Source organism: Streptococcus sp. CF8-6, from assembly GCF_024295845.1.
GTDB lineage: Bacteria > Bacillota > Bacilli > Lactobacillales > Streptococcaceae > Streptococcus > Streptococcus oralis_BO.
This window is the reverse complement of the sequence record NZ_JANCOF010000005.1, coordinates 13,829-36,414: the sequence shown is the minus strand read 5'-3', so window position 1 is coordinate 36,414 and position 22,586 is coordinate 13,829. Positions and strand designations below refer to the sequence as shown.

Genomic DNA, 22,586 nt, shown 5'->3' with positions numbered 1-22,586 from the left:
TTTTTGTTATGATTAGTCACCAAGTCCGATACGTTCAAAGATATCATCCACTCGTTTGGTGTAGTATGCAGGGTTGAAGATTTCGTCGATTTCCTCTTGAGTCAGGCGTGATGTCACTTCTGGATCTGCTTCTAGAAGTGGTTTAAAGTCTACTTGATTATCCCAAGAGTAGGCTGTTTTTGGTTGCACCAAGTCATAGGCTTGCTCACGGGTCATGCCTTTTTCAATCAAGGTCAACATGGCACGTTGGCTAAAGATAAGACCAAACGTAGAATTCATGTTGCGGATCATGTTTTCTGGGAAGACCGTCAAGTTCTTGACGATATTTCCAAAACGGTTAAGCATGTAGTCAATCAAAATGGTCGTGTCCGGTGTGATGATTCGCTCAGCTGATGAGTGAGAAATGTCGCGTTCGTGCCAGAGAGCAACGTTTTCATAAGCTGTCACCATGTGACCACGGATAACACGCGCAAGACCTGTCATGTTCTCAGAACCGATAGGATTGCGCTTGTGAGGCATCGCAGATGAGCCTTTTTGCCCTTTAGCAAAGAATTCTTCCACTTCGCGCTGCTCAGATTTTTGCAAACCACGAATCTCAGTCGCCATACGTTCGATTGAAGTCGCAATGCTAGCAAGAACTGCAAAGTACTCAGCGTGAAGGTCACGAGGAAGGACCTGTGTCGAGATTTCTTGAGCACGGATACCCAACTTGTCGCAGACGTATTGCTCTACAAATGGTGGGATGTTGGCAAAGTTCCCAACCGCACCAGAGATCTTACCAGCTTCCACACCAGCAGCCGCATGCTCGAAACGCTCGATATTGCGCTTCATTTCACTGTACCAAGTCGCCAATTTAAGACCAAAAGTTGTCGGCTCAGCATGCACACCGTGGGTACGACCCATCATGATGGTGAACTTATGCTCCTTAGCCTTGTCAGCGATGATGTTGGTGAAGTTTTCAAGATCACGACGGATGATGTCGTTGGCCTGCTTGTAAAGGTACCCGTAGGCCGTATCCACCACGTCGGTAGAAGTCAAGCCATAGTGAACCCACTTGCGCTCTTCGCCAAGCGTTTCAGAAACCGCACGCGTGAAAGCAACCACATCGTGGCGAGTCTCTTGCTCAATCTCCAAAATACGGTCGATGTCAAAGTCCGCCTTCTCGCGAATCAAAGCCACATCTTCCTTAGGGATTTCCCCCAACTCAGCCCATGCCTCATCAGCCAAGATTTCCACCTCAAGCCAAGCACGGTATTTATTTTCTTCACTCCAAATGTTCGCCATTTCAGGGCGAGAGTAACGTTCGATCATTGTTTTATTTTCCTTTCTTTTGATGTTTCACTTAAGTGGGACGGACGTCAGCAGATTCCTTCGGAATCTCATAACTAAATTTCAAATCCAGAGTTGCAAGATAACTTTCTAAATGTTGAATAATCAGGTAATCATAGTTAGTTTCAAAAATATAATTGTTGTTTTCTACTATGTTTATCACAAAATACCAGTCAATACAAAACTATGTCTATTTAGTCTCACCAAATTTTCTTAAAATTTCAGAATCCTTATTTTCTTTATCGATATCATCACTATAGCAGAAACTGATACTAGTGTCATTTTCAAAATATCTAAACAAATCTGGTCGCAACAATTTGGTTTTATCTGAATTAAACTCACTTCGTTGTCCCCCGTTTGGATTTCTTTTAACGCCATAACAATAAATTTTATTTGGATCCTCTGCTTCACTCCGACTTAGAGAATTTACTAAGGCTGCTTGTTCAGCAGCTGTTCTTTGTTCAGGAACATTTGCAGGTATTGATTTACCTAATTGATTTGTGAATTGCTGTAATATATCACCTAAGTTATCACCATACTCAATTCCAAAAAATTCTCTTAAAGTTTTAGCATCCACAAGCAATCTCTGACTGTTCGCCTCAACTTCTAACTCATTATGTAGGTCAGCAGCCTCTATAAAGTGTAGCTTTATTAAAGAGTACTTTTCTATCCTTTGCTCCTTACCAACAAATCTTTTTACAAGGACGATATACTCTACTCTTTTATAGACAAAGATAAAACTACAGATGGTCCATTTCTTTGCTACCATATCTTTTTTTAAGTCTTTTAGATTTTCTAACATGTTAAAATTATTCTCCTACCTTTCAATTTAAAACGTAGTCTTTTATCCAAATTTAATTCTATGTATGACAGTAAATCTATTTTTTTTGCCGTCAATTAATGCAACTACTGAAACAACTGCAGTAAGCACTGTTGCCATTTCCCCTGCATTTTCCTTTACAAATTTAACAGGCTTATTCATAATTTTTCCAATCTTATGTACTTGGTTTCTATCCATTTTTTACTCCCTTTAATAATTCCTGACCTGAAAATTCAATTGTAATAATATAATCATCCGACAATTCAGTTGCTCCAATCTTCCCAATAAAATCATTTGGCTCAATACACCATTTTAACCGTCTTTGCTCCTCAGCACTTATTTCCTGTAATTCTACCAGTTTTGATATATACTCATGGTTATTTTCAATCAAATTCTTAACAGGTGCATAAACAGTGTCAATCAAGCCATTGTTACCTGTCACTGTGTATATTTTAGCTAGTAAATCACTTGCCTTTACAATATATGAAAATTGGTCATTTAATTCTACAAAGCTATTTGAAACATCCTCATTAAATTTATCATCAACGATTGATTTTAGAAATAAAAATAAATTAGTTTTTGGTATGGATAAATTTTTAGCCACAACTCCTTCAAATTCTTTTATAATAGATGCTCGTCCTTCATTTAACTGATTAATTGCATTCAATAAGAGATGCTCTTTTTGAGGATTTTCATCACTCATTAATAATGCTTGCTCTATTGTACTTTCTGCCCCCAATATTTTGGACCGCCTATCATCTTTTTGACCTTGTTTAATATCTAAAGAAATCTGTTTTACTTCTGACAGCAATAACTCCAGTTCACTTACTTTTTGAGCCTCAACCAACCGATTTACATTTGACACAACATTTTGTAAAGCTTCTGGGTTGTCTAATACAATTTTTTCAAGTCTAGCCATTGAAACAATATTATTATTAGTCCCTTTTGATACAAAATTTGGCAATAAAGACTTCATATCTGCCGTTTTTTGAAAATCAATATCTCCCCTATTAAATTTATCTAGCTGTTCTTGAGTAAATTTAACAACATATATTCCTTTAGGATCAATATTCTGTTTTACTTCATTATAGGAGTTAACGATGGTAGTAAAGTAATTTCCAACTTTTTCAAACATCTTACTTTTATTTTGAAAAAGTCTAATATCAAGTTGACTACTATTTTTCTCTTCTTCAATGAGTTTATCGTTCTTTAAAGCTAACTCTCCCATTTTGTATCTCCCACTTAAAATTCCTCAAACTCCTCTTTTCCAATCCACACTGATGGATAGTAATCTAGTGTATTCAAATCCGTATCTAACGGTAGATCATAGATGGCTAAGTAGTTTTCAGGATATTGTGCTACTAGCTCTTCATACTTGTCTTTCACCTTTTCGTGATTCCCACTAGCATACAAGGCCTAGACGACTGCTCCACAGCCTTATCTTGTTTAATAAAACCATTGTACAACCAGAATACTCTAAACAGAAATCCCCTTCATATTTGCTTCTAGAATAGGCATCTCAACACCCAACTCCAGACCAGTCTGATAAACACTTTGGCAACAATAAAAGATGTCCTGTTTATCATTATGCAAGGTCATGATTTTTCGAGTCAACTCATTTTTCGCAAACATGGCTTTCATGGCCTTTCCTGCAATCCAAGCGGGAATTTTATAAGGCAAGAGTTCTGCTTTGTAAAGCTTCAAATTCACACCACGCGCTTCTACGACTTTCAAAGCCTCTCGAATGGCCTTGATGGCTAATGATAATTCCGAAGAACTGTTCATCAAGTTCAAAGCCAATTTTTCTGGATTTTCTAGATTTCCCGATCGTGCAGCTGTCGAGGTGACACCCGCATTAATCGCCATGTGAATCCAAATCCACTCGACCATATCATGGGGAACCTCCCACTTCAAATCTGCTGAAGTCAGCAAATCCGTCAAATCAGCATAATTGGGGATGTGTGCTTTTTTCTCCCCTTCTAACATTAAATGGTCGAACAAGACGCCATCTAAATGATCCTTATTCATATGACCACCAGCTGTAGGAAATGCGAGAATATAGTTATACTCCCCTGCCCATTTCTCTACTTCCTCTCGCGTATTCCAGAAATTACAGAAGAAAACGAGAGTTCCTTTAATCTGATTTTCTCGCAAAGTTTCCACGGCTTCTTTTACAAAACCATGACGCACACTGATAAAAATAAAATCATATTCCGCATGAGCTTCCGCCACATGAACCGCATAGGTATCCTGTTTATTTTCACCTTTGGAAACATAACGGCCATCTAGCAAATCAACTGTCAAAACGTTTGGTGCTGTACTTTTCTTACTTTCTCTCAGCACGTGCTCTACCCGATGACCTGCTTTTTGAAAAGCATAGGCATAAATGGTCCCGATAACCCCAAGACCTAAAATTGCTATTCTCACCTAAAAATTAATCCCTTCTCCAAACTCCTCCACCTCATCCGGCACATCACTAAACAAAGTCACATGTCCCATCTTACGATTGTGCTTCGCTTCTATTTTACCATACATATGAAGGTGGGCGCTTGGATTTTCTGTGACATATTTTTCAGCGACCTCAACGTGTTGGCCGAGTACGTTGAGCATGACGGCTGGCGCATACAATTTGATAGCTGGCAATGGTGCTCCCAGAACACCCAAGATATGAGTATCAAACTGGGAGAAGTCACAGGCTTCGATTGAGTAGTGTCCTGAGTTGTGTGGGCGTGGAGCAATCTCATTGACGATGATGTTATTAGCCGTCGCAAACATTTCCACGCAGAGAGTTCCAGACAAGTTCAGTTGCTCAGCGATTCTCACGGCCATAGCTTTGGCTTTCTCAGCTAAACTTTCAGAAATGCGGGCAGGCACAATGGTTTTTGAAAGAATGTTGTTTCGGTGAATATTTTCCTGAACTGGGAAAACCGTAACTTCCTTGCCATTCCCTGATACGATGACAGAAATTTCAAGATCAAAGTTGACAAATTCTTCCAAGACACAGTCTGCTGAATCGGCTAGTACACAGGCTTCTTCCAAGTCTGCTTCTGAACGAATGACCTTTTGTCCATGCCCGTCGTAGCCACCAGTCGCAGTCTTGAGGACATAGATTTTCAACAGGTCAATATCTGCCAAGTCTTGGCTTGAAGTCACGACCTTGTATGGTGCTACGGTGACTTGAGCCTTGTTTGACAAAAAGTCCTTTTCAAGGATCCGATTTTGAGAAATGCGGAGCAGGTCCGTCCCTTGAGGGAGCTGACCATCCTTGATAACGGCATCCAAACCGTCCGCATCGACATTTTCAAACTCATAGGTCAGGACATCGCAACGCTCAGCCAGCTGACGCAGGGCATCCACATCGTTATAAGGCGCCACGATAAGCTCTGCCACGCGAGAGGCTGGACAATCCGCCGCTGGATCCAGCGCGATGACCTTGTGCCCCATGTAGATAGCAGAAATGGCCATCATCTGACCCAGCTGACCGCCACCGATAATTCCGATTGTTTTAGATGAGCTCATTTGTAGACTCCTCTGCGATTTTTCCTTGCTCTTCTGCAAAATCTGCTAGCGCTGCTGCTAGGTCTTGGTCCTCAATGGCCAAGATCCGAAGGGCAGTCAGGGCAGCGTTTGTCGCTCCCGCTTCACCGATTGCCATAGTTGCCACAGGCACACCGCCCGGCATCTGCACAATCGAATAGAGGGAGTCCAGACCGCTGAGCGCACGTGATTTGACGGGCACACCGATAACAGGTAGAGTCGTTTTGGCTGCTACCATACCTGGCAAATGCGCGGCACCACCAGCACCGGCGATGATGACCTTTATGCCGCGACTGCGGGCTTCTTCTGCATGCTGAAACATGAGGTCAGGCGTGCGATGGGCAGAGACGACTTTCTTTTCATAGGCTACACCAAAGCGGTCTAAGACTTCAGCTGTTTTTTGCATGGTTGCCCAGTCAGATTTAGAGCCCATGATGATGGAAATAATTGGTTTAGTCATAATTTTTCCTTTTCTTTTTTGATAATGGTCTTAGGTGGTGGGGACGGAAGCAAACCTTCGGTTTCATTCCTAAACTTTGAGCCTAAGGTCTCAAAGTTTCCCCCGACCAGAACAGTGAATGTTCTGGTCTTTTCACCACGGCGACCATTAACGTATTTGGCGACTTCGTCGCGTTATTTTTATACTTTTACTTCATAGCCTTGCTTCCGATATCTGTTCGGTAAAAGAGGCCTTCTGTTTTTTGTTGGGAGAGTTCTTGATAGATGGTTTCTTGGGCTTCTTTGACGGTATCGGCTGTGGTGACGAGCATATAGACACGTCCGCCGTTTGATAGCAGTGCTCTGCTATTTTCCGCAAACTTAGCCCCTGCATAGTAGGTGATGATGTCGCCTTCGGTTTTAGCTGGCAATTCCACACCCTTTTCATAGTCTAGCGGGTAGCCCTTGGATGCGACAACCACACCCAGAGTCACACCCTTGTCCGTCCACGTGATGTTTGGCTCCTTGCCATTGAGAATATCCGTGATATTTTGTGCAAAGTCAGAGGTCAAACGAGGCAAGATAATCTGAGTTTCGGGATCTCCGAACCGAGCATTGAACTCGATAACTTTAGGTCCATCTGCTGTCAGGATAAGCCCTGCGTAAAGGACACCAAGATACGGACGACTTTCCTGAATCATCCCTTCAAGAACTGGCTTGACAATGGTGTCAACCGCCGCATCAACCGCGCTCTGTAGCACGTGAGGAACTGGCGCATAAGCTCCCATACCTCCCGTGTTAGGGCCCTTGTCGCCATCGTAAGCACGTTTATGGTCCTGAGCCGTTGGCATGATGTAGAACTTGTCCCCATTGACAAAGGCAAAGAGAGAGAACTCTTCTCCGTCAAGGAATTCCTCGATAACCACACGCGCACCCGAGTCACCAAATTTATTGTCCAAAAGCATCTCATGAGCAGCTTCGACCGCTTGCTCAACCGTCTCCGCAACAACGACACCTTTCCCAAGGGCCAAACCATCCGCCTTGACCACGATAGGAGCCCCCTGCTTTTCGATATAGGCCTTAGCTGCCTCAAAGTCAGAAAATGTGCCATAGGCTGCTGTCGGAACGTCGTATTTGACCATAATTTCCTTAGCAAAATCCTTTGACCACTCCAACTCCGCTGCCAATCTCGTCGGACCAAAAGCCTTGAGCCCAGCTTGGCTAAAATCATCCACGATCCCAGCGGCAAGAGCATCATCCGGACCGATAAAAGACCAAGCAATATCATTCTCCTTGGCAAATTCAATTAGTTTGGAATGTTCGGAAATTCCAATGTTTACTAAATCCAACCCATCCAAGGTCATTCCATCATTTCCAGGAGCTACAAAGACTTTTTCAACGTCTTTTGATTCAAGCAACTTCTTAGCAATCGCATGTTCACGACCACCCGAACCGACAACTAACAGCTTCATCTCTCAACCTCTTTTGCGAATTATTTACTAATATTATATCATAAACGTTCGTTTTAATCTTGTTATATTCCGTTTTTTAAGCAAAAAAAGGAAAGAAACTGTTTTCTTCCCTTTACGTTTTTAATGTCTAAAATGTCTCACGCCTGTGAAGACCATGGTCAAGCCATATTTGTCAGCCACTTCGATAGACTCTTGGCTGCTCATTAACCAGTTATATCAGAAAGGTTAAAAAGTAGCTCTCATTTAATCGTTTTTCATTTCGCGTATTTTTCGAGATGTGTTTGAATTTTTGGCATGATAAGATGCATGATTTTAAGATTCGTAAAAGCTATTACCATGGCCAATAAAAGATAGACAACGACTGATAACAAAGAAACATCATAAGGCCAATAGTGAGAAATAATCATTAGAACCATCGGCAATTCTAGGGTTACCGTGACGACTCCAGGAACATAGCCCCTAAATTGCAGGCACATGATATAATGGATTATGAAATGAGCTGTATACGCTATTACAAAAGATAAATAGAGTAGGTTGTTGTGAGTCAATTGGCAAAGTCCAGAAATAAACAGCAAAATAACAAACTCTTCTAACACACCTACTGCAAAAGCGGAGCCTTGCGTAACGGAACCAAAGAACGGTTTCTTAAAAGTTTCTAATTTTTGATGATGCCGTGTTTTCCACAAGGGCATAAAAATCATTTCTTCAAAATCGTGTAAAATAAATAAAATAGGTAGCATCCAAACATTAAAAAGAATGCTCATATCTTTACCTCCTTAATAACAACTAACAATTGTACAATGTTAAGAATAAATGATAATCATATATCACGCGCAACACTTTTAGTATAAAGATAAACTGTTACAAAAACAAGAGGTTAAGAGAAATTGGCACAGTTTGATCAAAAGTGTGACAGGAAAGGAAAAATATCATGGAATATCAAATGCGGCAATGGCTGGAAGAAGCCTTGTTCGATTTATTAGCAACTAAGAAGTCTCTCCAAAATATCAGCATTGCTGAACTCAGCGAACATGCTCAAATTGCTAGACGAACGTTTTATCGTTATTACCATTCAAAAGAGGAAGTTCTTACGAACTATTTAGACCGCTTAATTCAAGACTATATTATCGAACTTCAAACAGCAAAACTGACTAATTTTGAAGATTTAGTGAACCTTTTCTTTCAGTATTGGAGCCAGTACACTGAGCCATTAAAAATTTTGCAAGACGCAAACTTGCTCGTGCTTATCTTGCAAAGGTCTTATGATAAGCTTTCTGCTGCTTATACCACTGTCATGGCACCTTGGCATGTCACAAATAGTAATCAAAGACAAATCACCTATGATAGTAGATTCATCGTTGGAGGTCTCTACAATATTTTTGATGAATGGTTAAAAACAGATTACCACACAATGCCTGTTAACGAGCTAGTCACAACAACCTTAAACACCATAAAACGTATGAAAAATAGTTAAGTGAGAAACTGAGTTTTTCGAGATTAGTCATGAACAGCTCTGACAAATCATTTTAATAATTTCTAACACTAAAATGCTTATTGTTTTAGACATACAAAAAGAGAAGAACACTTACGTCTTCTCTCATTGCTAGCGATAAATCATTCATCATAGTTGATAATGAGCTAATTTTTAAATACCCATCAATGTCTAAAATGTCTTACTCCTGTGAAGACCATAGTCAAGCCGTATTTATCCGCTGCTTCGATAGATTCTTGGTCACGGACAGATCCACCTGGTTGGATGATGGCTTTGATACCTGCTTTAGCGATTTCTTCCACGTTATCCGCGAATGGGAAGAAGGCATCCGAAGCAAGCACAGCGCCATCAAGGCGGTCTTTAGCTTGGTCAATGGCAATACGGACTGAAGCTACACGGTTAGTCTGACCCGGGCCAACACCAAGTGTCATGTGGTCGTTGGTCACGATGATACCGTTTGATTTCACATACTTGATTGCCTTCCAAGCAAACTCAAGAGCTGTCGCTTCTGTCTCAGTTGGTTGGCGCTTGGTCACCACTTGCCAGTCAGCTGGGCTTTCTTTCACTACGTCTTGGTTTTGCACGAGGAGTCCACCAACAACACCTGTGTATTCTGCTTCCACTTCACTGGCATCTTGAGCATCAAATGGCAAGGCAAGGATACGCAAGTTTTTCTTTTTGTTGGTCAAAATGGCTAGCGCTTCATCCGTATAGCTCGGTGCGATGATGATTTCAAGGAAGACGCCATGCATCTTCTCAGCTGTCGCAGCATCCACCTCACGGTTAAGGACGACAATTCCACCAAAGATAGACACTGGGTCAGACTCATAAGCATAATCCCAAGCAATTTCGATGTCATCAGCTTGACCAATTCCACATGGGTTCATGTGTTTGAGAGCCACAACGGTTGGACGGTCTTTGAAATCACGAATGATACGAATCGCCGCATCAGCGTCACGAATATTGTTGAATGACAATTCCTTACCGTTGAGCTGTTTTGCTGAAGCAATCGAGTAGTCAGTCGGCAAAGCTTTTTGGTAGAAGTCGGCGTCCTGTTGAGGATTTTCCCCATAGCGCATGGCTTGCTTGAGGTCATAGGTCAAAGTGAGTTTTTCTGGTTTTGCTTCGCCCACTTGAGCTGTGAAGTATTCCGCAATCAAAGCATCATAAGCCGCAGTGTGACGGAAAACCTTGGCTGCCAAACGTTGACGAGTTTCATAAGTCGTTTCACCATTTGCTGCCAATTCGTCCAAAATCACAGCATAGTCAACAGGGTCTACCACAACCGTCACGCTGGCATGGTTTTTAGCTGCTGAACGAAGCATAGATGGCCCACCGATATCGATGTTTTCAACCGCATCCGCGTATGTCACGTCTGGTTTGAGGATGGTTTCCTTGAATGGGTAAAGATTTACTACAACGAGGTCAATCAATTCGATATTATTGTCCTTAGCTGCTTGAAGATGGCTGTCCAAGTCACGACGAGCCAAGAGCCCACCATGAATATTTGGGTGAAGGGTCTTGACACGACCGTCCATCATTTCTGGAAAACCAGTCACATCGTCAATAGCAATGGTCTCCACCCCAGCATTGTCAAGGACAACCTTGGTCCCACCTGTCGAGATGATATCCCAACCAAGTTTTTTGAGTTCTTGGGCAAATTCAACAATGCCCGCTTTGTCTGAGACGCTGATTAAGGCGCGTTTAGTCATGTTATTTCCTTTCATTTACTTATCCAACAATTCTCTAATAACTTCTGGATACAACTTGTACTCTGCCTCATGAATACGAGCTTCAAAGCTTTCGATGGTATCATCAGCTAGACGTGGAACACGGACTTGTTTGATGACCTTGCCTGTGTCCACACCTGAGTCCACCCAGTGAATGGTCACGCCGCTCTCAGCGACATCAGCTTTCCAAGCGTCCTCAATCCCATGAGCGCCTGGAAATTCTGGTAGGTAGGCTGGATGAATGTTAATGATCCGACCTTCATAAGCCGACAATAAGGTTGGGCCGACAATTTTCATATAACCCGCCAAACAAACCAAGTCAATCTGGTGCTCATCCAAGAGTTCGACAAGAGCTGCTTCATAGTCTGCCTTGTTCTCAAACTCCTTGAGTTCAAAAGCGTAGGATAGGACACCAATCTTTTCTGCCCGCTCTAGCACATAGGCGTCACGATGGTCTGAAAAGACAAACTCCACCGGAAACTCTTCAGCAATCACCTGAAAATTTGAGCCATTACCAGAGGCAAAAACCGCTATTTTTTTCATTTGATGATGACACTTTCGTTTTCTTTCTTAACGATGCGACCAATTTCATAGACTGGTTCATCCAACAATTCCTTGACGCGATCTACATTTTCAGGGCTAACTGCAAGCATGAGTCCCACACCCATATTGAAGATTTCAAACATTTCTTCATGCTTGATTTCACCGTATTTTTCAAGAGCTTTGAAAATCGGAAGCACTGGAACTTTACTTTCCTCAATTTCAGCAGACAAGTCAGCCGCAAACATACGAGGAACATTCTCGATAAAACCACCACCTGTGATGTGGGCAATACCGTTGACCAACTCTTCCTTGATGAGTGGCAAGACAGCCTTGACATAGATACGAGTCGGCTCAAGTAGGACTTCCTTGAGTTTCTTGCCTTCCAATTCTGGCAAGACTTCCTCACCTGTATAGTCGGCAAAGACACGACGCACGAGTGAGTAACCATTTGAGTGAATCCCGCTCGAAGCAAGTCCGAGAAGGACATCACCTTCAGCTACTTTTGAACCATCTATGATTTGAGATTTTTCAGCCACACCGACTGCAAAACCAGCCAGATCGTAGTCATCTTCACCATACATACCAGGCATTTCAGCCGTTTCCCCGCCAATGAGGGCGGCGCCTGCCTGCACACAACCTTCTGCCACACCAGCAACCACTTGTTCTAGTTTAGCTGGTTCATTCTTGCCAGTCGCTACGTAGTCAAGGAAGTAAAGAGGTTCCGCACCTGCAGCGATGATGTCATTAACACACATGGCCACACAGTCCTGACCGATGGTATCATGCTTATCGTATTTGATAGCCAGCATGAGCTTGGTTCCGACACCATCAGTTCCTGAAATCAAGACGGGCTCTTTGATACCTGTTTTTGAGAGGTCAAACATGCCACCAAAACCACCAAGAGCTCCCATAACACCTGCACGCTCCGTACGAGCCACATGCTTTTTGATCCGCTCAACAACTTCATAACCCGCTTCAACATCCACACCAGACTGCGCATAAGCATTTTTATTCGTCATTTTATTCATTCCTTTTCTTTAATGGAGAGTCTTTATCCGTCTATTTGTAGAAACTGGTCTTTTCTTCCAAACTTCTACGATAGTCTTCCTCATAGTCGTAGAGAGGTGTTGGGTAGTCGCCGTCAAAGTAAGCGACACAAAGACCACCGTTCGGCGCATCTGTTTCAATCCCGATAGAATTAATCAAGCCATCAATCGAAAGATAGGTCAGGCTATCCGCACCAATGATTTGGCAGGTTTCTTCGACCGTATGATTGGCCGCAATCAGCTCCTGACGCGTCTGGATATCAATCCCGTAAAAACATGGATAAGCTAGCGCTGGACTGCCAATAGCAACGTGAACCTCAGAAGCCCCCGCTTCTTTCAAGAGCTGAACGATGCGACGAGAGGTTGTCCCACGAACAATGGAATCATCAATCATGACCACACGTTTACCTTTGACAACGCCCGAAACAGCAGATAGTTTCATCCGCACCCCTTGCTCCCGCAATTCTTGAGTCGGTTGGATAAAGGTGCGTTGGGTGTATTGATTCTTAATGAGACCCATTTCATTTGGCAGGCCTGATTCTTCTGCAAATCCCATAGCTGCGCTGAGTGATGAATTTGGCACACCGACCACAATATCTGCCTCATGCTTGAACTCACGCGCTAATTGGGCCCCCATACGTTTGCGAGCTGTATGGACATTGACCCCATGGATGTTAGAGTCAGGGCGAGCAAAATAGATATACTCCATAGAGCAAATCGCCAGCTGGGTATCATTCGTATAACTATCGTACTGGATGCCATTGTCATCCACGATTACAATCTCTCCTGGTTTTACATCACGAATCCACTCGGCACCGATGACTTCAAAGGCACAAGTTTCAGAAGAAACAACCACCGCTCCGTTGGCCATTTTCCCGATAGAAAGCGGACGGAAACCATTCGGATCAAGCGCAGCAATCAACTTGTCCTCAAACAGCAAGATATAAGCAAAGCCACCTTTGACAAGACTGAGCGCTTCCTTGATTTTACCCATTAGACTAGGATTGTGACTCCGACGAATGAGGTGGGCCAAGATTTCCGAGTCCGAAGTTGAACTGAAAATAGCTCCTCTTTGTTCCAATTCTTTTTTGAGCGATTCGGCATTAGTCAAGTTTCCGTTGTGAGCAAGTCCAAACTGCATATCATGAAAGCGAAAGAGGAAGGGCTGAATGTTATCAACAGAAGCTTCGCCAGCAGTCGCGTAACGCACATGCCCAATCGCGCTCGTTCCAGTTAGTTTATCCAAATTAGCTGGGTTTCTGAACACTTCTGATAAAAGCCCCATATCACGATGACGCTTCAATTGACCCTGATCATTGGAGAGGATCCCTGCCCCCTCCTGACCACGGTGCTGAAGACTGTGGAGACCAAAATAGGTCAATTTAGCAGCATCTGGATGCCCCCAGATACCGAAAACACCACATTCTTCATTAAGAGATTTTACTTCGTATGTCATTTTATATACCTAATTTTTATTTGTGTATCATTCCTTTAGTAGTAGGAACGCTCTCAACTTTCTGTGATGACTTTCGAATTTTTTCATTGTCGTCATGAATGCCGACGAAAAAACAGAAAGTCTATCAAGAAATTTTCTAGCTAGTATTTGAGCCAAAGTCTCAAATACTAGCTAACTGCACTACTGCGGAATGATACTGTAGAAACTCGTTTCACTCGCAAAACAAACTATTTGCAATCATCACAAGCTAAGTCTACATAACTTTTACATTACGGATACTATCTATTAGAAAATCTGCAAGTCTTATTTCCCAGTAAAGTATTTAACAGCCGACGCAAACAGGTGCTGGTCTTTATTCCCTGAAATATTTTGGAAGAGACCGTCTTCATAACGTTCTGAGTGGCCCATTTTACCGATGATTTGGCCGTTCTTGCTGGTAATCCCTTCGATAGCATTTACCGAACCATTCGGATTGTACTTAGAATCCATACTTGGTTTGCCGTCAAAGTCAACGTATTGGCTAAAGATTTGACCATTGGCACGGAGCTCTGCAAATTCCTCAGCCGTCACGACAAATTTCCCTTCACCGTGCGATACTGGAATGGCATGGATATCGCCCACTTGTACTCCAGCCAACCATGGTGAGTTGGTATTGGCAATCCGAGTTTCCACCATCTTGGCCACGTGCTGGTTGGCATCATTGTAGAAGAGGGTTGGACTCGTGCTGCTGGCATCTTCAAAGTTTCCATATGGAAGAAGACCTGATTTGACCAAGGCCTGGAATCCATTACAGATACCGATAATCAAGCCACCACGAGCAATAAAGCTATCAATGGCCGCACGCACTTTTTCATTAAGAAGGATATTGACAATAAACTTAGCTGATCCATCTGGCTCGTCTGCAGCGGAGAATCCGCCTGCAAAGAAGAGAATGTTTGCCTTGCCGATATTGTCAACCATAGTTTCAACTGACTTGACAATGGCTTCTTCATTCAAGGTCACGAATGGCACCAAGTTAACCTCTGCCCCTTCTTTTTCGAAGGCTTTAGCTGAGTCATATTCTGAGTTGGTTCCTGGGAAGACTGGGATGTAAACAACAGGTTTTTCAATGGTTTCTTTGGCTTTGATGACTGCGTCAGAAGCGACAGCTGGCACTTCTTCCAATTCTTTAGATTGGGCAAATTCTGTTGGGTAAACTTCTTCCAGTTTCCCTTGGAAAGCACTGTCAAGTTTGTGTCCATCTAGCTTCACACCGTTGACAAGGAGTGTAAAGTCTGCTTTTGTTTGACCTATTTTCTCTACTCCAGTGATTTCTTCAGGAGATGTGAAGACAAATCCACCCAATTGAGCTGTCAAAGCTGTTTCAAGTTCAGGCAAGGTCACCTCTGCACCAATATGGTTCCCAAAAGTAGCAAGAGCCAAGCTTTCAAGGACACCGCCATATTTAACAGCTGATGCAGATGTCACTTTGTGAGCCTTTTGAATGCCTTCAAACTTGGCAAAATTAGACTTAATCAAGTCAAAATCAATCTCTGCAGAAAGAGCTTGACCTGGGATGTAGTAGATATTTTCACCAGCAGTCTTGAACTCAGGAGAGAGCACCTTACGGCTATCTGCTGTTGTCACTCCAAAGGCAACCAAGGTTGGCGGTACAGTCAATTCTTCAAAAGTACCAGACATGGAGTCCTTACCACCGATAGATGGCAAACCAAGCTGGATTTGTGCTTCGATAGAGCCTAGGAGAGCTGCTACTGGCTGACCGAAACGCTCAGCTTGTTTGTCCATCCGCTCGAAATACTCTTGGTAAGAGAAGCGAGCCTTAGACCAGTTTGCACCAGCAGCAACCAGACGAGCAGTCGCTTCGATAACCGCATAGACAGCGCCATGATATGGAGACCATTCTGCCACGTATGGATTGAATCCTTGCGCCATGACAGACGCAGTGTGAGTCACACCGTGTTGAACTGGCAATTTCTGCACAGATGCCTCAGTTGGTGTGAGTTGGTAGCGACCACCAAGTGGGTGATTGACCGTTGAACGACCGACCGAGCAGTCAAAGATAGTTTGTAAACCTTTTTGACTCGCATGGTTGAGATCAGACAGAACCGCAAGGGTATCTGCTTCAAGTGTGTCAGCACTTGTTGTGCGTTCTTCTGGGAGTTTGACATCCTTGTCCACAACCTTGGCATCAACGACTACACGCACACCGTTTGTATCAAGGAAACGGCGTTCCAAGTCGACAATCGTTTCACCATTCCAGTGCATGACAAGATTTGGTTTTTCAGTCACTGTTGCCACAACAACAGCATCAATATTTTCTTTATTACATTCCGCAACGAAGGCAGCTACGTCTTGAGGACGCACCACAACTGCCATCCGTTCTTGAGATTCAGAAATGGCAATTTCTGTACCGTTCAAACCTTGGTATTTAAGAGGAACCTTGTTAAGGTCAATTTCAAGACCATCTGCCAATTCACCGATAGCCACACAGACACCACCTGCTCCAAAGTCATTGGACTTCTTGATGAGACGAGTGACATCGCCATTACGGAAAAGGCGTTGGATCTTGCGCTCTTCGATGGCATTCCCTTTTTGAACCTCAGCACCGGCAGTCTCTACAGACTCAACTGTTTGAACCTTAGAAGATCCCGTTGCACCACCGACACCATCACGACCAGTCTTGCCCCCTAGCAAGATAATCACGTCACCGGCTTCCGGTTTTTCACGAACAACATTGCCCTTAGGAGCCGCACCAACAACAGCACCTAACTCCATGCGTTTGGCTACAAAACCTGGGTGGAAGTATTCACGAACGTAAGTCGTTGCCAGACCAATTTGGTTACCATACGAAGAATAACCATGAGCCGCTGTTTTCGAAATGACTTGTTGTGGCAATTTCCCAGCGCGCGTTTCTGAAATCGGCGCTGTAATGTCACCAGCACCTGAAATACGCATAGCTTGGTAAACGTAGGAACGCCCTGACAACGGGTCACGAATGGCACCACCGATACAGGTAGCAGCCCCACCAAATGGTTCAATTTCCGTTGGGTGGTTGTGGGTTTCGTTTTTGAACATGAGGAGCCAAGGTTCCTTGACACCATCAACGTCCACCTCGATTTCGACCGAGCAGGCATTGATTTCGTCAGACACTTCCATATCGTCCAAACGACCATTAGCACGCTCATAACGACCAAAAATAGTCGCCATATCCATCAAGGTTTGTGGCTTTTCAGATCGACCTAGTTCCTCACGCATAGCAATATACTTGTCATAAGTCGCTTGCAATTGCTTTTGGAATTTAGAAGCTGAGAAATCAATCTGTTTCAACTCGGTCTCAAAAGTCGTGTGACGACAGTGGTCAGACCAATAAGTGTCCAAAACCTTGAGCTCTGTCTCAGTTGGCACGCGCCCGATTGACCTGAAATAGTCTTGGATAAAGAGCAAATCGTCCACTTCCATGGCCATCCCTTGCTCTGCCTTGTAGCGGGCAAAGTCTTCTGCCGTATAGCTTTCAAAGAAAGTCAATTTTGGAATAGTCTTGTCTGACTCTGAAAATTCCTGCTTGGCAATTCCTGTCGTGATGTCCTTGAAACGAGAATCAACTGGGTTGAGCAAATAGTTCTTGACTGCTTCCAACTCAGTCGCATCAATATCCTTATTGACCAAGTAAAGCTGGGCTGTGTTGACTGTTACATCACTTGAACTTCCTAGTAAAAGCAAGGCTTCCTGTGAAGAAGCTGCACGCTGGTCAAATTGACCAGGCAGGCTTTCAATGGCAAAGAAAGCATAGTTGGCAAGATCCGCTTGCACGGCCGCTTCGTCCAAGACATGATCCGTCACCTGCTCAGAGAAGATGTGCTTCTCTGCAGGTGCAAACAAGTCCTCTGCCAAATCAAAGACATCATAAACTTGCACAATGCGAATACTTTTCAAGCTTGACAATCCCAAGTTGTGCTGGAGCTCCCTTACCAAACTCTCTGATTTAACCTGAAAATCAGCTTTTTTCTCAACAAAAATACGTTTATCCATCAATTCTTATTCCTTTATTTCAGCTCTTGCAATGTTCCCAACGACCTTGAGAGTCTTGCAAACAGATTATTTCAAACCCTGCAACTTTTCCCAGACAATCTCATAAACGTCGGTTAATTCTCCTAAGCCACGACGGAGTGAAAAGGTCTGGGGGACCTTTTCAGCCTGAGTCCTTACATCTGAAAGACGAAGGTTTTCCGTTTATAACAGTTTATTTCAAAGCCTGCAATTTCTCCCAAACAATCTCGTAGACGTCAGTCAATTCACCTAGTCCTCTACGGAAAACATCCTTGTCCATGTGATTGCCATCTGCATCCCACAAACGGCAGTTATCTGGTGAAAATTCGTCTGCCAAGATAATCTTGCCATCCTTATCAAAACCAAATTCCAGTTTAAAATCGATTAACTTAAGACCAATCTCAGCAAACCAAGCTTTCAAGAGCTCATTGATACGACGGGTTTCTTCCTTCAAGTAAGCAATCTGCTGGTCATCCGCAATTTTAAGGAATTTCACATGCTCGTCATTGATAAAGGGATCATCCAAATCATCATTTTTATAGTAAAATTCGACAATTGGGACCTCCAAGGCGATGCCCTCATCCACACCAAAACGTTTTGAAAAAGAACCAGCTGTATAGTTGCGAAGCACGACTTCCAAAGGAATGATTTCCACCTTTTTATTGAGTTGTTCCGTGTCTGAAAGTTTCTCCACAAAGTGAGTCGCTACACCAGCCGCATTTAATTTCTCAAAAATAAAAGATGAAATCTGATTATTTAACACTCCCTTGCCTGCAATCTGCTCCTTCTTGACACCGTTGAAGGCAGTCGCCTGGTCCTTGTAAGTTGAAATAATGAGATTTTCATCCTCAGTTGTATAGATATCCTTGGCTTTTCCCGAATAGATCAGTTGTTTTGACATTTTAAAGTTCGCCTTTCGTTTTACTTGAGCACATTCTACCACAAAAGCATGAAAAATTCAAGATTTTTTACGAATAAATAACGTTTTCCTGTTTCAAGCGTAAAGAAAAACTGCAAGATGAACTCTTCTTACAGTTTTAAAATCATTTATCCTCTGAAAAACACGAATATTACCCTTTATTCAAAAATTGATCCCAAAAATAACGGAGATAGCTTTTCTTTCCCGTAATCATCTGCAGGCGGCCTTCTAAACCATAACGAAGTGTTGCAGCCTGTTCAGAAGTCAGATGGGTCTCCGCCTCGATTTTAAAGAAATTTCCTTGTTCGGTCTTTGTAGCTGTCGCATCAATACTTGTAATCGTAGAATCCAGGAAAATTTGATTCTTCGCATCATTAGTCGTAGTATAACGGACAGAGTCCCCAATCTTGACTCTAGCAACATCTTTTGAACTGAGATAGGCTGTGAGTTTAGTTTTTCCTTCTTTTTCCAAGGATGGGTAGAGTTGGGCTAGCAGGGTTCCTTCTGCGACCATCGTAGATTCACTAGTCTCAGGATTGAGGTGAAGCACCCCATCCTCACTTGCTGTAATCTTCCCTTTATCTAGGAGACCTCCCTGTACCTTCTTACCCGATTCCGCCTCCAAAATTTTCTGATCTAGAAGAGTTAATTCCTGGCCAACTTTGACTAAGTGCTGAGACTTGAGCGATTCCAGTTGACTATCCAGTCCCGTTGCGTGGGCCTGTTGAGCTCCAGAACCCGCATACTGTATACGATACGTAGCTAGACTAGACTCTAGCTGGGCAATTTGTGCATCCACTTGCGCAATAACTTGCGATTTAGCTTGCGGATCTTCTTCACTTTGATTTTTATAGGTCTGGTAAAAAGAGTAGGCTGGATTCTGACTATCCAGTTGAGCTCCGGTTTCAATCGCTGACTTTGCTGTTTTGTAATCTCGAATTTTATCTTGTGTTTGGCTGATAAGATTGCCAATCTCGGCCTGGCTCTGACTTGCTGCCGCATTCTGCGAGGAGATGCTGGCATTTTGCTGAGAAACATTGCTTCTTAGACCATTTGCTTGGCTGAGATAATCTCGAAACATCTCCTGGTAACCAAACTTATCCGCCTCTAGGAATTGATCACTCCCCTCTTTCAAACTGGATTGCAAATATCCCAACTGCTTTTTTTGATCCTTTAGCATCTCCAATTGACTGGCATATGCCTCAACCTGGACAGCCTCCGCCCCTTGCTGGTACTGAACGAGCAGATCTCCTTGCTTGACCAACTTGTTTTCTTCCAGATAATTGGCCACAATGCGTTGATTGCTAGTCGACTGGATATTGGCAATGATCCGACTAGGTTCGACAGTTGCTCTGGTAGACAAACTAATCTCCTTCTCTGCAAAAACTGCAAATCCCAGTAAAAACATGAGCAGAAGTGACATAGGTAAAATCACCTGACTGGAAAAATTATGATAACGACGATTATAAAACTCCGCACTTTCTAAAAATTCTGGTTTCATCTTCTCCTCTTTCTAGCTATTCACCAAATGGGCATAAAAGCCATCCTGTGCAAGCAAGTCTGCATGGGTACCTTCTTCAACAATCTTGCCCTGATCCAAGACAACAACCTTCTCTGTCCGCTCTGCAATGGTCAAACGGTGAGCAATGAAAATCAAGGTCTTGTCCAAAGCCATGAGATTATCAACAATCCGCTTCTCTGTCAAAATATCCAGACTGCTGGTCGCCTCGTCCAAGATCAAGACCGGCGCATCTGTCAAGAGAGCACGCGCCAGAGCAATTCTCTGACGTTGACCACCTGAGATCCCTGCCCCATCCGAAGTTAATTCTGTCTGGTAATTCAGTGGCATGCGCTCAATATCCTCCCGAATCTCTGCCAATTCAACTGCCCGTAAGATATCCTCCTGAGTCGTCCCCTCCTTGGCTCCAAGGAGCAGATTCTCCAAAATCGTCCCGTTAAAGACATAGGGCTGTTGAGGCAGATAGTTGATAAACTGTCGCAGAGCTTTTTTATCAATCTGATTGAGATTGACACCACCCAGACTAATCTCCCCTTGACTTGGGTCGTAAAAATTAACCATCATCTTGGCCAAGGTGGTCTTTCCTGACCCCGAAATCCCCACAAAAGCCATCTTAGACCCTTGCGGAATGGTTAAATTGATATCCGACAAGACGTCACGACCATAGCTATACTTGTAGTGAACCTGTTTAAAGGTCATATCCCCTTTCATCATGCTCAAATCTTCTACCGTTTTCTTCTCCTCAAACTCCGAAGCTACTAGATAAACCTCATTTAAGCGATTATTGGCAACCTGCGCTGTCTGAAGTTTGGTTTGTAGGTTAATGATATTTTCCAAAGGATTGGTAAAGTAAACAAGCAGGGTGTTATAAGTAATCAGCTGACCCAAACTCATTTTCCCATCCATGACAAGAATAGCTCCCAGCCAGAGAACGGCAACATTGAGCAGGAGCTGGGCAACTTTTTTCAGAGCCTTTTGCTGGCTTTCTGCCCGACTGTAGGTAAAGGATTTTTTCAGATAAGCCACAAATTCCTTATCAATCTTTTGATAGCGTGAACTTTCACTGGTCAAAGACTTAATGGTCTCAATACCGTTGATGTCCTCGATGATAGAAGAAGACAGAACCGCATTAGCTTCCATGGTATCCCGATTCATCTTTTCAAAAGGCTTCATAAAGGCAAAGATAATCACTGTATAGATGGGAAGCGCAAGCAGACTAATGAAAAAGAGTGTCATATTTTGTGAAAACAAGACCAGCGAGATAATCAAAATCGTCGACACATCTAGGAAAATCGACAGAATGGTCGACGCCAACGCATCGATGATACTGTTGGCATCTGTAAAACGAGATACGATTTCTCCTGTCCTGCGTGTCGCGAAAAAGGACATCGGCAGGTGAAAAACATGCTTGATGTAGGACAAAATCACATCGATGGACAAGCGCTGCCCAAGGATTAGTAGGAGATATTCCTGCGCGTAGGACAAAATCTGCTGGAGGATATAGACGATGACCAGCCCAATAGAGATAATACCCAGCGTCGAGCGCATCTGATCTGGCACGTAACTATCAATGATGGACTGAAGATAGTAGGAGCCCACGATATTGATCAAGGTTACCAAGAGTGTCGCTAGGACGATATTGGTAACTAAGCCACGCTGTTTGAATAAAATCGGCAAGAAGGATAGGAGACCCTGTTTCTTCTCCTTATGAGGTTTATAGCCCGGAGATGGCGCCATAAAGAGACTGACCCCTGTCCACTCTTGCGCAAAACGCTCACGGGAAATCTTGGTCAGCTTGACACCAGGATCCGGATCAGCGATATGAATGTGCTTTTTATCCTGATCTATCACCACATAGTAGTGGAGCAACTTTCCTTCCTTGAGCACATGAGCCACAAAAGGAAAGGTCAAATCTGGCAGATCAAAGAGCGTCATATCCGCCTTGATAGCCCGCGTCTCAAACCCAATCTCCTCTGCCACCTTTACAAGTCCCAAAGCGGTCGTCCCATCCATGGTCGTCTTGGCTAACTCTCGTAGATGAGCCAAGGAGTAATAACTACCGTAGTAGCCAAATACCATAGCCAAGGAAGCCACGCCACAATCCATCTGATCCACCTGGGGACGATAGTGCCTTTTCCCAAATTTCATATCCATCTCCTTTTTTCTAACAATCTCTTAAAAACTTTGTAATATTATTTTAACCAAATAAGGATAAAAACAGGAAAATATTCCTAAATA

The 22,586-nt window shown here is 43.3% G+C and carries 18 protein-coding genes and 2 pseudogenes; 1 reads left to right on the top strand and 19 read right to left on the bottom strand.

The window, feature by feature from the left end:
- Positions 1-12 precede the first annotated feature (12 nt).
- The 10 genes and pseudogenes from purB to NML69_RS07930 form a co-directional block, all read right to left on the bottom strand.
- Positions 13-1,311, bottom strand: a complete 1,299-nt coding sequence (purB, locus tag NML69_RS07975; protein WP_000572898.1) for an adenylosuccinate lyase — start codon at positions 1,309-1,311, stop codon at positions 13-15.
- Positions 1,312-1,519: 208 nt separating this feature from the next.
- On the bottom strand, positions 1,520-2,131 hold the full coding sequence (locus NML69_RS07970) for a DUF6037 family protein (RefSeq protein WP_254726219.1): 612 nt from the start codon (positions 2,129-2,131) through the stop codon (positions 1,520-1,522).
- Positions 2,132-2,173: 42 nt separating this feature from the next.
- Positions 2,174-2,347 carry a hypothetical protein gene (locus NML69_RS07965; RefSeq protein WP_254726216.1) on the bottom strand — a complete coding sequence of 58 codons (174 nt, stop codon included), beginning with the start codon at positions 2,345-2,347 and terminating at the stop codon, positions 2,174-2,176.
- Positions 2,340-3,377 (bottom strand): hypothetical protein, encoded by a 1,038-nt coding sequence (locus NML69_RS07960; protein ID WP_254726214.1) that lies wholly within the window; start codon positions 3,375-3,377, stop codon positions 2,340-2,342. Before NML69_RS07960 ends, NML69_RS07965 begins: the two co-directional genes overlap by 8 nt.
- A gap of 14 nt (positions 3,378-3,391) precedes the next feature.
- A pseudogene (locus tag NML69_RS07955) lies at positions 3,392-3,615 on the bottom strand (phosphoribosylaminoimidazole carboxylase).
- A gap of 10 nt (positions 3,616-3,625) precedes the next feature.
- The gene (locus NML69_RS07950; RefSeq protein WP_254726212.1) at positions 3,626-4,576 is read right to left on the bottom strand and encodes a 2-dehydropantoate 2-reductase N-terminal domain-containing protein; all 951 of its coding nucleotides are present in this window, start codon (positions 4,574-4,576) and stop codon (positions 3,626-3,628) included.
- Complete coding sequence (gene purK / locus NML69_RS07945) at positions 4,577-5,668, bottom strand: 5-(carboxyamino)imidazole ribonucleotide synthase (RefSeq protein ID WP_254726209.1); 1,092 nt, start codon at positions 5,666-5,668, stop codon at positions 4,577-4,579.
- Positions 5,655-6,146, bottom strand: a complete 492-nt coding sequence (purE, locus tag NML69_RS07940; RefSeq protein WP_254726206.1) for a 5-(carboxyamino)imidazole ribonucleotide mutase — start codon at positions 6,144-6,146, stop codon at positions 5,655-5,657. The genes purK and purE overlap by 14 nt, the downstream gene beginning before the upstream one ends.
- 187 nt (positions 6,147-6,333) lie before the next feature.
- Positions 6,334-7,596, bottom strand: a complete 1,263-nt coding sequence (gene purD / locus NML69_RS07935) for a phosphoribosylamine--glycine ligase (RefSeq protein ID WP_254726205.1) — start codon at positions 7,594-7,596, stop codon at positions 6,334-6,336.
- A gap of 254 nt (positions 7,597-7,850) precedes the next feature.
- Positions 7,851-8,360, bottom strand: coding sequence for an HXXEE domain-containing protein (locus NML69_RS07930; RefSeq protein WP_254726202.1), 510 nt, complete (start codon positions 8,358-8,360; stop codon positions 7,851-7,853).
- A 167-nt stretch (positions 8,361-8,527) separates the two neighbouring features.
- On the opposite strand from NML69_RS07930, the gene NML69_RS07925 reads away from it, so the two are divergent.
- Positions 8,528-9,070 carry a TetR/AcrR family transcriptional regulator gene (locus NML69_RS07925; protein ID WP_198459002.1) on the top strand — a complete coding sequence of 181 codons (543 nt, stop codon included), beginning with the start codon at positions 8,528-8,530 and terminating at the stop codon, positions 9,068-9,070.
- 182 nt (positions 9,071-9,252) lie between these two features.
- Here NML69_RS07925 and purH read toward each other — a convergent pair whose 3' ends face one another.
- From purH to comA, 9 genes and pseudogenes are all read right to left on the bottom strand, one after another.
- Positions 9,253-10,800, bottom strand: a complete 1,548-nt coding sequence (gene purH / locus NML69_RS07920) for a bifunctional phosphoribosylaminoimidazolecarboxamide formyltransferase/IMP cyclohydrolase (protein WP_198459003.1) — start codon at positions 10,798-10,800, stop codon at positions 9,253-9,255.
- Positions 10,801-10,815: 15 nt separating this feature from the next.
- Positions 10,816-11,361, bottom strand: a complete 546-nt coding sequence (gene purN, locus NML69_RS07915; protein WP_198459004.1) for a phosphoribosylglycinamide formyltransferase — start codon at positions 11,359-11,361, stop codon at positions 10,816-10,818.
- Positions 11,358-12,380, bottom strand: a complete 1,023-nt coding sequence (purM, locus tag NML69_RS07910) for a phosphoribosylformylglycinamidine cyclo-ligase (protein WP_254726200.1) — start codon at positions 12,378-12,380, stop codon at positions 11,358-11,360. Before purM ends, purN begins: the two co-directional genes overlap by 4 nt.
- A gap of 40 nt (positions 12,381-12,420) precedes the next feature.
- Positions 12,421-13,863 (bottom strand): amidophosphoribosyltransferase, encoded by a 1,443-nt coding sequence (gene purF / locus NML69_RS07905; RefSeq protein ID WP_254726197.1) that lies wholly within the window; start codon positions 13,861-13,863, stop codon positions 12,421-12,423.
- A gap of 303 nt (positions 13,864-14,166) precedes the next feature.
- On the bottom strand, positions 14,167-17,892 hold the full coding sequence (locus tag NML69_RS07900; protein ID WP_254726196.1) for a phosphoribosylformylglycinamidine synthase: 3,726 nt from the start codon (positions 17,890-17,892) through the stop codon (positions 14,167-14,169).
- Positions 17,893-17,958: 66 nt separating this feature from the next.
- Positions 17,959-18,027 (bottom strand): annotated as a pseudogene (locus NML69_RS09915) (phosphoribosylaminoimidazolesuccinocarboxamide synthase); the annotation flags it as partial.
- Positions 18,028-18,103: 76 nt separating this feature from the next.
- Complete coding sequence (gene purC, locus NML69_RS07895; protein WP_254726193.1) at positions 18,104-18,811, bottom strand: phosphoribosylaminoimidazolesuccinocarboxamide synthase; 708 nt, start codon at positions 18,809-18,811, stop codon at positions 18,104-18,106.
- Positions 18,812-18,980: 169 nt separating this feature from the next.
- Positions 18,981-20,330: a competence pheromone export protein ComB gene (gene comB, locus NML69_RS07890; RefSeq protein ID WP_254726190.1), complete on the bottom strand. Its 1,350-nt coding sequence runs from the start codon at positions 20,328-20,330 to the stop codon at positions 18,981-18,983.
- A gap of 12 nt (positions 20,331-20,342) precedes the next feature.
- Complete coding sequence (gene comA, locus NML69_RS07885) at positions 20,343-22,496, bottom strand: peptide cleavage/export ABC transporter ComA (RefSeq protein WP_254726188.1); 2,154 nt, start codon at positions 22,494-22,496, stop codon at positions 20,343-20,345.
- Positions 22,497-22,586 lie beyond the last annotated feature (90 nt).

Coding starts and splice junctions, on each gene's coding strand:
- purD (WP_254726205.1), bottom strand. CDS start 7,596: ATGAAGCTGTTAGTTGTCGGTTCGGGTGGTCGTGAACATGCGATTGCT.
- purF (WP_254726197.1), bottom strand. CDS start 13,863: ATGACATACGAAGTAAAATCTCTTAATGAAGAATGTGGTGTTTTCGGT.
- purC (WP_254726193.1), bottom strand. CDS start 18,811: ATGTCAAAACAACTGATCTATTCGGGAAAAGCCAAGGATATCTATACA.
- purM (WP_254726200.1), bottom strand. CDS start 12,380: ATGACGAATAAAAATGCTTATGCGCAGTCTGGTGTGGATGTTGAAGCG.
- NML69_RS07900 (WP_254726196.1), bottom strand. CDS start 17,892: ATGGATAAACGTATTTTTGTTGAGAAAAAAGCTGATTTTCAGGTTAAA.
- purH (WP_198459003.1), bottom strand. CDS start 10,800: ATGACTAAACGCGCCTTAATCAGCGTCTCAGACAAAGCGGGCATTGTT.
- purB (WP_000572898.1), bottom strand. CDS start 1,311: ATGATCGAACGTTACTCTCGCCCTGAAATGGCGAACATTTGGAGTGAA.
- NML69_RS07965 (WP_254726216.1), bottom strand. CDS start 2,347: ATGGATAGAAACCAAGTACATAAGATTGGAAAAATTATGAATAAGCCT.
- NML69_RS07970 (WP_254726219.1), bottom strand. CDS start 2,131: ATGTTAGAAAATCTAAAAGACTTAAAAAAAGATATGGTAGCAAAGAAA.
- comB (WP_254726190.1), bottom strand. CDS start 20,330: ATGAAACCAGAATTTTTAGAAAGTGCGGAGTTTTATAATCGTCGTTAT.
- NML69_RS07930 (WP_254726202.1), bottom strand. CDS start 8,360: ATGAGCATTCTTTTTAATGTTTGGATGCTACCTATTTTATTTATTTTA.
- NML69_RS07960 (WP_254726214.1), bottom strand. CDS start 3,377: ATGGGAGAGTTAGCTTTAAAGAACGATAAACTCATTGAAGAAGAGAAA.
- purK (WP_254726209.1), bottom strand. CDS start 5,668: ATGAGCTCATCTAAAACAATCGGAATTATCGGTGGCGGTCAGCTGGGT.
- comA (WP_254726188.1), bottom strand. CDS start 22,496: ATGAAATTTGGGAAAAGGCACTATCGTCCCCAGGTGGATCAGATGGAT.
- purE (WP_254726206.1), bottom strand. CDS start 6,146: ATGACTAAACCAATTATTTCCATCATCATGGGCTCTAAATCTGACTGG.
- NML69_RS07925 (WP_198459002.1), top strand. CDS start 8,528: ATGGAATATCAAATGCGGCAATGGCTGGAAGAAGCCTTGTTCGATTTA.
- purN (WP_198459004.1), bottom strand. CDS start 11,361: ATGAAAAAAATAGCGGTTTTTGCCTCTGGTAATGGCTCAAATTTTCAG.